At 62.5% G+C, this 9220-nt stretch carries 11 protein-coding genes; all 11 read right to left on the bottom strand.

The genetic code is table 11. The features are described 5' to 3' along the window. Positions 1 to 182: 182 nt before the first annotated feature. The 11 genes from AC2VOP_RS08820 to AC2VOP_RS08770 all read right to left on the bottom strand — a co-directional run bounded on the left by AC2VOP_RS08820 (position 183) and on the right by AC2VOP_RS08770 (position 8277). Complete coding sequence (locus tag AC2VOP_RS08820) at positions 183 to 1004, bottom strand: SDR family NAD(P)-dependent oxidoreductase (protein WP_486960603.1); 822 nt, start codon at positions 1002 to 1004, stop codon at positions 183 to 185. Positions 1005 to 1035: 31 nt separating this feature from the next. After that, a complete protein-coding gene (locus tag AC2VOP_RS08815) occupies positions 1036 to 1419 on the bottom strand; it encodes a PNPOx family protein (RefSeq protein WP_486960602.1) in 384 nt (127 codons plus the stop codon). Positions 1420 to 1457: 38 nt separating this feature from the next. Next, the gene (locus AC2VOP_RS08810; protein ID WP_486960601.1) at positions 1458 to 3044 is read right to left on the bottom strand and encodes an ABC transporter permease; all 1587 of its coding nucleotides are present in this window, start codon (positions 3042 to 3044) and stop codon (positions 1458 to 1460) included. After that, on the bottom strand, positions 3041 to 3946 hold the full coding sequence (locus AC2VOP_RS08805; RefSeq protein ID WP_486960600.1) for an ABC transporter ATP-binding protein: 906 nt from the start codon (positions 3944 to 3946) through the stop codon (positions 3041 to 3043). The genes AC2VOP_RS08810 and AC2VOP_RS08805 overlap by 4 nt, the downstream gene beginning before the upstream one ends. Positions 3947 to 3968: 22 nt before the next feature. Continuing rightward, a complete protein-coding gene (locus AC2VOP_RS08800) occupies positions 3969 to 4706 on the bottom strand; it encodes an HXXEE domain-containing protein (RefSeq protein ID WP_486960599.1) in 738 nt (245 codons plus the stop codon). Positions 4707 to 4751: 45 nt separating this feature from the next. Then, positions 4752 to 5144 (bottom strand): DoxX family protein, encoded by a 393-nt coding sequence (locus AC2VOP_RS08795; protein WP_486960598.1) that lies wholly within the window; start codon positions 5142 to 5144, stop codon positions 4752 to 4754. After that, a complete protein-coding gene (locus tag AC2VOP_RS08790) occupies positions 5141 to 6022 on the bottom strand; it encodes a TetR/AcrR family transcriptional regulator (RefSeq protein WP_486960597.1) in 882 nt (293 codons plus the stop codon). Before AC2VOP_RS08790 ends, AC2VOP_RS08795 begins: the two co-directional genes overlap by 4 nt. Positions 6023 to 6058: 36 nt before the next feature. After that, positions 6059 to 6550, bottom strand: a complete 492-nt coding sequence (locus AC2VOP_RS08785; protein ID WP_486960596.1) for a hypothetical protein — start codon at positions 6548 to 6550, stop codon at positions 6059 to 6061. A 60-nt stretch (positions 6551 to 6610) separates the two neighbouring features. Beyond that, on the bottom strand, positions 6611 to 7474 hold the full coding sequence (locus AC2VOP_RS08780) for an IS3 family transposase (protein WP_486960604.1): 864 nt from the start codon (positions 7472 to 7474) through the stop codon (positions 6611 to 6613). Between the two features lie 14 nt (positions 7475 to 7488). Further along, on the bottom strand, positions 7489 to 7776 hold the full coding sequence (locus AC2VOP_RS08775; RefSeq protein WP_249763148.1) for a transposase: 288 nt from the start codon (positions 7774 to 7776) through the stop codon (positions 7489 to 7491). Positions 7777 to 7863: 87 nt separating this feature from the next. After that, the gene (locus tag AC2VOP_RS08770) at positions 7864 to 8277 is read right to left on the bottom strand and encodes a hypothetical protein (RefSeq protein WP_486960595.1); all 414 of its coding nucleotides are present in this window, start codon (positions 8275 to 8277) and stop codon (positions 7864 to 7866) included. Positions 8278 to 9220 lie beyond the last annotated feature (943 nt).

Below are 9220 nucleotides of genomic sequence, written 5' to 3'. Positions count from 1 at the left end.
CGTATTCCTCGCTGAGCGACGGTGCGGTGAGATCCCGAGAACAGTCCGGCGGAGGTGATTGAGCGGGTCCCGTCGCCACTGCGATGCAACGAAGATGGCATGAATGCCCGACCGGTGTCTCGTTTGCTGGATGCGCAGTTTCCGGCCCGGCTATCGAATTCGGCTTGAAAAGTTCTTAGGCACTATTTCTTGGTTTGCTGCATAATTTCGAGCATGTGGTTGTGCCTTTCGTTGGTGAGGTAGGCGGCGGCGGAGAACCATCCGCCGTCAACGACGATGTCGGTGCCGGTGATGTAAGAGGACTCGTCGCTGGCAAGAAACAGTGCCGTGTTGGCGATTTCTTCGGGCTCGCCCATGCGCCGCAGCAGCACTGTGTCTTTCATCTGTTGGTCCACTACGGCCTTCAGTGCGGGGTTAAATCGCATGGGGGCGGTCATCTTGGTTGCGATGAATCCGGGCTGGATCACGTTGCAGCGGATGCCCCAGTCGGCGTAGATGTAGGCCGCTGAGCGCGATAGGCCTTCCAATGCCCACTTGGATGATGAATACGCGGTCGAGAAGGTTCCCGAAAGTCCGCCGACAGAACCGATATTGACGATCGAACCGCCGCCGGAGTCTCGGATCAATGGTGCGCAGGTCTTCATCCCGACCATGGTGGCGGTGACGTTGATTTCGAAGACCTTGTTCCAAGCGTCGATGTCGACGTCGGGAAGCATGACGAGGTCGTTGCTGCCGACGACGTTCATTAGGATGTGCAGTCCACCGAACTGTTCCTTGGCGTGCTGAACCGCTGCCTCCCACTGTTCCTGCTCGGTGACCTCCAGGGATACGAACGACGCCCTCCCGCCGGCGTCGGTGATTTCCTGGATCATCGGGTCGGCTAGTTCTTGGTGTCGCGCGGCGACCAGGACGGCTGCGCCTTCCTTGGCGAACAGGCGGGCTGACGCGCCGCCCATGCCGCCAGTCGCGCCAGTTACCAATGCCACCTTGCCTTCAAGCCTCACTTCTGACCTCCTGGTTGTTGGGATTCGAGAGTTATTGCCGCGCTGTGGCGTCGAACTGGAGGAAGCCGCGCACCCTGATGCCGCGCATCATTGCGGCTACGGGCTTCGGCAACAGTTCTAAACCTTCGACACTGAGGTGTCGTGGGTTGGTGATGGTGTGGTGTTTGCCGCCGCGGGTCATCGTGCCCTCACCTATGGCAAGCAGGTTTTGCGCCCGTTGAGGGTTGTCGCTGTACGCGTAGGCGGCGATGTACCCGCCAGAGACGGGATAGGCCTGGACCGGGCTGTCGTAGCAGTTTCCGCTTTTCCGCCCGGTGTGATGCAACACCGCCAGGGGCGACAGGTATCTGGCGACCGGCCGCAGGACAGGGTTCAGGTAGCGGGGAAGGACACGCAGTGGGCGCGGCAGTGGCATGGTGCTCTCCGTTCGAGTTGCGTTCGGCGCCAGTCGGTTCAGGCGATGTCGCGGTGGCGGAATCCGGCGAAGGCGACGGCGGTCAGCAGGCCGAACACGACACCGACTACCGCCAGGCCGGTCCAGTGCGGGGATGCGGTGATGTTCGGGACGTGGTGCAGGGGACTGATCGACAGCGCCCATCCGGGCAGTTTGAACGTGGGCCCGAGAATGGTGAGGCCGAAGGCTGCGATGATGGCTCCCCAGCCAACGAGGCGCACGGCGGGCCGGGCACCGACGGCGGCCGCACCGACGGCGATCAACGTCCACACCGCGGGGATGGTGACGGCCGCTTGGGCGAGCACGTCACGGAAGGCGATGCCGGTGCCGGCGGTGGCGGCGATCAGGCCGATTACGGTGGCGGCGATGAGAAGGCACACCGCTGGCGCTAGGTAGGCGATGACGAGGTTAGAGGTCAGATAGGTCGGCCGCCGCAGGGCCCCGGCGAGCAGGGGTTCGACGCGGAAGTTGTTCTCCTCGATGATGATCCGGTTGACGATCTGTATCCCGGCGATGGCGGCGATCAGCCCGATCATCTGTAGCAGGGTGACCAGAAACGCAAATGTCGGGTTCGAGGAATGGGCTCCGCCGGCGGCCAGAACGCCGCTGAGGGAGGTGTTGGCGCTGAGCAGCTTGGTGATCGAGGTGGCCAGGTAGCCGAAAATGATGCCGAGTCCGGCGAACGCGATCAGCCAGGTGATCAGCGAGCCGCGATTGAGACGTATCGCCAGCCCCCAGACGTTGGCGGCCGATCCACCGCGGGCGGGTCCGGGCCGTCCCGCGATGATGCCTGCCTCATAGTCACGGCGGGCATCGAGCGCGAATCCGATATCGATGAGGACGAGGGCCAGCGCCACCGCGAGCAATAGCGGCCAGGGGTTGTTGTCGGTGGCGGGTCGGACATGTTCGAGCCAACCGAACGGGGTGACCCAAGATGCCCAACCGGGAGCCTCGATGGTGTCGATGAATCCACGCAGCACAAAGCAGATCCCGAGGGCGGCGATGGCGATGCTGTTGGCTGAGCGGGCCTCGGAGCCCAACTGCACTGCTATGGCTGCGACACCGGTGAATATCAACCCCGATGCGGTGAACGTGGCGGACAACAGCAGGGAGGGCACCACGGCGCCACCGACGGCGATTGTCACCAAAAAGCACACGACACCGACTGCGATCGAGGCGAGGCCGGCCAGTCCGACCGCAACAGCCAAACGAGCCTGTCGGCCCATCACCCCGGAGGCGAGCAGTTCGGCTTGCCCGGAGTCTTCGTCGGCGCGGCTGGTCGCCACCACGGTGAGGATGGCCATCAGTGCGGTGAAGAAGGTGCCCAGGGCACCGGAGCGCCAGGCGTTGAATCCGTCGTTGGTGAGCAGATCGTGGGCAGGTCCGAAAATCAAAGACAGGGCCGGGTTGCCACCCAGGGCCGCGGCCAGAGGCCGGCGGTCGGCCAGGTCGGGAAATATCCACCGGTAGGCCAGAATTGAGGACGCCGACAGGGCGGTGACCCCAGCGATCCACGGAGCGATGGTGCGGGCGTTGACTTTCGCGGTGATGGGTAGCAGCGTGCGCGCTCCGGTGATCGTGGTCATGGCTGACCCGCGCTGTTGTACTGCTGTAGGAAGAGGTCTTCCAGCGACGGCGGTGTCACGGTCAGGTTGGTCATGTCGTAATGGATGAGTACGGCCATGGCCACGTTGATGTGGCCGTTGTCGACCGTGGCGGTGAAGCGGTTGCCGTCCAGCCGGGGATAGCGGATGCCGCGCAGTTCCCGCAGATCCCGCGGCGGCCGACCCAGGGTGGCGGTGATGGTGGCGCGGGTCTGTCCGCGCAGTTCGTCGAGGGATCCGGTCTGCACCACGCGGCCGGCGCGGATGATGCTGACCCGGTCGGCGAGGGCTTCGACCTCACTCATGATGTGGCTGGATAGCAGCACGGTACGGCCGCGGGCTTTCTCCGCGGCGATTTCCCGCTGAAAGACCGCCTCCATCAACGGATCCAGCCCGGAGGTGGGTTCATCGAGGATCAGTAGCTCCACATCAGAGGACAGGGCGGCGATAATGGCGACCTTTTGGCGGTTGCCTTTCGAGTACTGGCGGCCGCGTTTGGTGGGATCGAGTTCGAACCGTTCGATCAACTCTGCGCGGCGGGCCTCGTTCAGCCCGCCGCGCAGATTGCCGAGCAGGTCGATGGCCTCCCCGCCGGACAAACTGGGCCACAACACCACATCGCCGGGCACATAGGCCAGTCGGCGGTGCAGTTCGACCACGTCGCGCCACGGATCCGCGCCGAGCAGCGATACCGTGCCGGCGTTGCGGCGCAGCAGGCCCAACAGCACGCGGATCGTGGTGGACTTTCCGGCCCCGTTCGGGCCGAGAAAGCCATGGACTTCCCCTTGGGAGACCGTGAGATTCAACCTGTCCAGGGCGGTGAACGCCCCGAACTTCTTCACCAAGCCCTCGATGTGGATCGCGGGCAGGTGGTGTCCGGTCATGTCGTCCCCTGTCGTGGTGTGGTCATGCCGCAGCAGTCGCGGGTGCGGCCGCAGGTCGTGGGGGCCATTTGCGGCTGGCCAACCACGGCAGCAGCAATAGCAGCAGTGGGGCGACGGACTGCACGGCGATCGCCGCGGGCAAGGGGACGCTGCTGTGGGACAGTCCCAACAACAATCCGAGCAGAACCGCCTGGGCCAGGATCGAAGCCCCCAGAATGACTAACAGCATCGGATATCCCAGCAGCTTGTTCTTACCGAAGAAGATGACGAACACCCACACCGATAACGGAATGAAAATGACTGCGGCGGTGAGTGTTCCCGGTGAGTAACCCATGGGGGTGAAGGCGCCGCCGATGTGGCTCAGTGCGTTGGTGAACAGCAATCCGACGCCGGTCAGTCCGACCGCCGGGTTGCGCCGGCACCACAGTGCGGCGATCGGCAGCACGATCCAGATGAACGGAATGTTGACCGCGACGAAGAACGACTGCACCAGCGGGCAGCCATCCACGGAGTCGAAACCGTATTGGGCACATGCGGTGACCGGGAAGTGGAAGGCGCGGCCTTTGGCGTCGATGCCGTATTCCTCGAAATTGTGCAGCATGTAGGCCACCACCATCAGCCAGGCCAGCCATGCCGGATCCCGCCAGCGGGTCACACCTGCACGGTCGCGAAACGTGTTGGTGCAGAACAACAGGATAATCAGGACGATCGCCGCGCCCAGGCCGACTGAGCTCCAATAGCGTTCGAACCACTCCCACATGGGAACGTCCTCTCCGGTCTCGGGTGTTCAGTTCGGCAGTTGGTGCTAGTCGGTGATGGGCGGTCGGGTGGCCCACCAGGTCGCGGCGGCGACCAGCATTTGCGCGGGAATTCGGGCGATGACCAGCTTGGGGTTCACCCCGAGTGCGCGCATCTGGTCGGGGTGTCGGGTCTGGGCGACTGCGGCTGGCAGGGTCGGCACCAGCATCGCCAGGTTGGTCCAGCGGGCAAGCCCGCGCAGTCGGGGGATGAACATGCTGATGCCGCCGACGAACTGAATCACGGCGGTGACGGCGCTGATCGGCTTGCGCCACTTCGACATTGATTCGGGTACCAGACTCTCGAAGAATTCGTGTTTGACGACGTGGGCGATACCGGCGCCGGTGAACGCCGTGCCCAGCACGATGCGGGCCGTGCGGGTCGGATCAGGTGTGGTCACTTTGTTGCCTTCTTTCGAGTCTTGGTCGTGGTTTTCGAGGGCGGTGGTTGCAGGGCGACCGCCCGCAGGAACGCATCGGCGAAGATGTCGCAGACGCCATCGAGGTCGGGCAGCTCGATACCGGGAATTCGGCCCATGGTCGGGCGCGTCAGCATGTGGACTGACACTGGGGCAATCAGCAGTTGCAGCAGCACAACCAACGACATCTCCCGGATGTGCCCCGCCTGAATTTCTGCGGTGATCCAGGCGCCGATGCTGGCTAACAGGCGAGGAGCATTGTGGCCCATTAGATTCTGAATTGCCGGACTGTCTGGGCGAGCCAGCGCCTCGGCCAGCAGGGCCGGCGCTACTCGGGGCTCTGCGGCCAGGGTGTGGGCGATCATCCCGTATAGCCGGCGCACCGTGCTCGCGAGATCGCCGTGGTCGCTGTCGAAGAAGTCCTCGATGGCCAGCAGGGGGCTGTGCCGTTCGAACAGCGCACGCAACAGTTCGTCGCGGCCACCGAACACCGCATAGAGGCTGTGCACCGAGCACTGCGCTTGAATTGCGATGGCTTCCAAAGTGGCTGCTGCCAGTCCCTGAGCGTCGATCAGTTCAGCGGCGGCGTCCAGCGCACGGGTACGTACCGGAGCCTGGCCGCCTGGGTCCACCCCGGTCGCACGGACCGCGGCATCCAAGGTGTCTCTTGTGCCGCCGAGCCGGCGAATCAGAGTCGACCGTGAAATCCCGGCCTCACGGGCAATCGCGATCACCGGCACGTCGGCGACGTCCTTACCCAGGGCGCGGGCTGCGCGTAGCGCGGCCTGCACCAAATCGTCGCCCACAGCGACCGGGTCATCGGATGCCGGAGTCTGCGAGTGAGTTGTGCCGCTTGACATGGTCAGCGCAGGTTTCGGCGTGAAAAGTGTTGTGGGTCAGTCATGGTCGCCGAGCATCATCAGTTGGATGGTGCCCGACGGCACGCCCACCCAGTCGGTGGCCTCGATCTGCCGGTAGAGCTCACGCAATTCAGCGCGCATCGCCGGGATCTGCTCGCGGGGCGCATCGGTGGCGTGAAATGAGTAGCCGGGCAACGTCGCGTTTGGATCCACCTGTTCACCGGTGGCGACGCGTGCTTGCATCGCCTCCAGTAGTTTGGTGTGCATCGCGACGTGCTCGGGCGCGCCCAATGCCCACTCCTTGAACAGTTCGAAATTGGGGAACGTGTAGAACCACAACGTCAGGCCCTGCTCTTCGCTCGCTCCCAAGAATTTGGGGCCGATGATCGGGAACCCGTCGGTGATGTTGTGCCAGGACAACATCTTTCCGGTCTTGATCCAGTTCTCTTCGATCGCGGCGACTTCCTTACTGAAATCACACTCCGCGAGCCACTGCGGACACGGACCGATCTGACCACGCAGAAACATCGTCTACTCCACTTCTCTTGACCTGCCCGGCTGTTTTCGGACAGTTGTTTGTTTATCGTTTTAGGCGGCCCTGTGGTTATTGAACCAGTCGGATTCTACCTCATTCGGCGTGCAGTAGTCCAGTGCTGAATGAAGTCGTTTGTTGTTGTAGCGCAGTTCGATGTATTTGGTGATGTCCTTTCGTGCGTGTTCACGTGTGGGATAGACGGTGCGATTCACTCGCTCGTTTTTCAAGGTGCCGTTAAACGATTCAGCCCAGGCATTGTCGTAACACACACCGGTGCGGCCGACGGAGCGCAGGATACCCAGCTCTTTCGCGTGATCGGCGAAATCCTGGGAAGTATACTGAGTCCCGCGGTCCGAATGAAAAATCGTCTTTCCGGCGGTGATGGGGATTCTGTCAGCAGCCATGCTCAATGCGTCGCAGGTAAGTGCCGATGTCATGGTGGAGTCCATGGCATATCCGAGGACTTTCTTGCTGAAACAATCCAGCACGGTCGCCAGGTACAACCATCCTTCCCAGGTGCGTATGTAGGTGATGTCCCCGACAAGCTTGGTCCCGGGCGCGGTCGCGGTGAAGTCCCGGTTGAGCAGATCAGGCAGGCCGGCGATATCACCGGCGATCGTGGTGACGGGCCGGAACGGCCGTGGCTGGCAGGCCACCAGGTGCAGATCACCCATGATCTGGCGGACGGTGTCGTCGTCGATCTGCTCACCCTGGCGCACCAGCTGGGCATGCACACGCCGGTAGCCATACGTGTGGTCGGAATCGTCGAAGATCGCCACGATCAGCTTCTCCACGCGACGCCGTTCGAGGTCCCGGGCACACGGCACATGGTTTTTCCACGCGTAATAGCCCGACCGGGACACCGATACGGCATTGCACATCATAGTCACCGAATAGTTGCCTTCTTCAGCGGAAATAGCTGCGTAAACGTCTACGGTTGCTGTTTCTTCGCGAAGAAGGCGGTAGCTTTTCCCAGGAACTCGACCTCCTGTTCCAGTGATTTCACACGTCGCCGCAGCCGACGCAACTCGTCCATTTCTGATTCAGTCAACTTGTCACCAATCTCGGGATGTTCCTCCTTATACTGGCGGACCCATCGCGAGACAGACTGTTCCGACACGTTGTTTTCGCGCGCAATATCAGCGATCGCGCGGGAATGCTCGATCACCTCCAGTGCGATACTGGCTTTAAACCCAGCGGAGAACCGGCGACGTTCCATACTTGCGACTCCAATTCGGCTCGGCCTCAACAATAGTCAAGGCGGTGTCCGAAAGTCGCCGGGCGGGTCATCTCGCAGTGCTCGTGATTACAGATAGGGGAAGTGCGCGTCGACATCCTCACGCAGCACCTTGGCGACATCCGGGAACAGCTCCCACCGCTCCTTGTAGAGGTCGATGAGCTTCTCTGCGGTATCGGCAGGTTCATCTGGGGTGATGATGTCGAACGACCGCACTCGCGCCACCGTCTCTTTGAGATGGGTCGCCTCGTCCTCGCCGTGCGGGGAGCGCATGTGTACTGCATAGTCGTCGACGCTCTTGAATTTCACCCATGCTGCATCGTGGAATCCGTCCTCAGCAGGCCCTGCATAGCGGCCGGCCGTGCCGTCCTCGATGTACGGAGCGGCGGCGAAATAAGCGTTGAGCATGCCCGCGAATTCTTCGAACTGTTTCTGCGAGGGCTTCTGCCGGTACCCGTGATATGCGATGTGAAAGATCGCCATGAAAAGAGCCTTCCTCGGTCGCGTCCACCTGGCGGCAGACAAGACCGTTCAGCGAAACGCGTCTGCGTAATGAAACAGTACTAACCCGGATTTATCGCGGAATGCCGAAGTAGCTGGGTGTTGAAGAGCGAAAGTGCCTGTCCTGCAACGCATAATGTGAATTCTCTAGGTTTCCATATGGCGAGCGTAAGGCACTTCTCAAGTGAAGTGTATCTCGGTGACGCGGCGTGTGAAAGTATCGGCGGACGGTCGCGGGGTGGTGTCGCACGCCGGGATGGCGCTGGGCCGGCGCCATCGCAACCGCCTGGCAACGCATCCGCGCCGCCTTCCCTGACCACCACAAACCCGCCCCGACGACCCGAAAGACCCACCGGCCATAGGAAAGCCCGCCCACCCCGGCGACACGGGACGACCAAACACACCCCAAGCCCAAAATCGCTATCGCTCAGCGATCTTCATGGCTCAGCACCCCCGGATCTACTGCTGTTTCCGTGGGTGCGTTGACCTGGGCATTTAGGTCTTTGTCTGGGCCGCGGCGTTGCCGCGGGCGGGTCTCCGACCTGCCCTTTGAGCCCGCCAGCGGGCGCATAGAGGCTCGCGGGTCAAGGGTGGCCGAAAGGCCATCGCGAAGCGACGCGAAGCGCCCTTGACGCGGGAGGGATGCGCCCGTAGGCGGCGCGGCCCAGACTCCTTCCACCGCAACGAAACCCCAGGTGGAGGGGTCGCCAGTGGCCGGATTTCCACCCACGGAAACGACACAAGAGCCGCACCCCCGAACCCCACCCGCACGAAAAATCGAGGCTAAGGGCTCGTTAAACAATAACGTTTACTTTTGATCCGCGGGGTGTCATTCTCATGGTATGGCTGGAACTCTGTGCTCAGAGCAGGAGCTGGCGGCCGAATTGGCTGTTGTACTGCCCCATCTCGACGAGCGGCAGCGCCG

The sequence above is a fragment of the Mycobacterium sp. TH-M106 genome, assembly GCF_057473765.1.
The sequence above is the reverse complement of the archived record's forward strand: the minus strand, read 5'-3'. Positions and strand labels throughout refer to the sequence as shown.

Excerpts from the sequence above, each read along its gene's own strand:
- AC2VOP_RS08815 (WP_486960602.1), bottom strand. The coding sequence starts at position 1,419 with ATGCCACTGCCGCGCCCACTGCGTGTCCTTCCCCGCTACCTGAACCCT.
- AC2VOP_RS08810 (WP_486960601.1), bottom strand. The coding sequence starts at position 3,044 with ATGACCACGATCACCGGAGCGCGCACGCTGCTACCCATCACCGCGAAA.
- AC2VOP_RS08805 (WP_486960600.1), bottom strand. The coding sequence starts at position 3,946 with ATGACCGGACACCACCTGCCCGCGATCCACATCGAGGGCTTGGTGAAG.
- AC2VOP_RS08800 (WP_486960599.1), bottom strand. The coding sequence starts at position 4,706 with ATGTGGGAGTGGTTCGAACGCTATTGGAGCTCAGTCGGCCTGGGCGCG.
- AC2VOP_RS08790 (WP_486960597.1), bottom strand. The coding sequence starts at position 6,022 with ATGTCAAGCGGCACAACTCACTCGCAGACTCCGGCATCCGATGACCCG.
- AC2VOP_RS08785 (WP_486960596.1), bottom strand. The coding sequence starts at position 6,550 with ATGTTTCTGCGTGGTCAGATCGGTCCGTGTCCGCAGTGGCTCGCGGAG.
- AC2VOP_RS08775 (WP_249763148.1), bottom strand. The coding sequence starts at position 7,776 with ATGGAACGTCGCCGGTTCTCCGCTGGGTTTAAAGCCAGTATCGCACTG.
- AC2VOP_RS08770 (WP_486960595.1), bottom strand. The coding sequence starts at position 8,277 with ATGGCGATCTTTCACATCGCATATCACGGGTACCGGCAGAAGCCCTCG.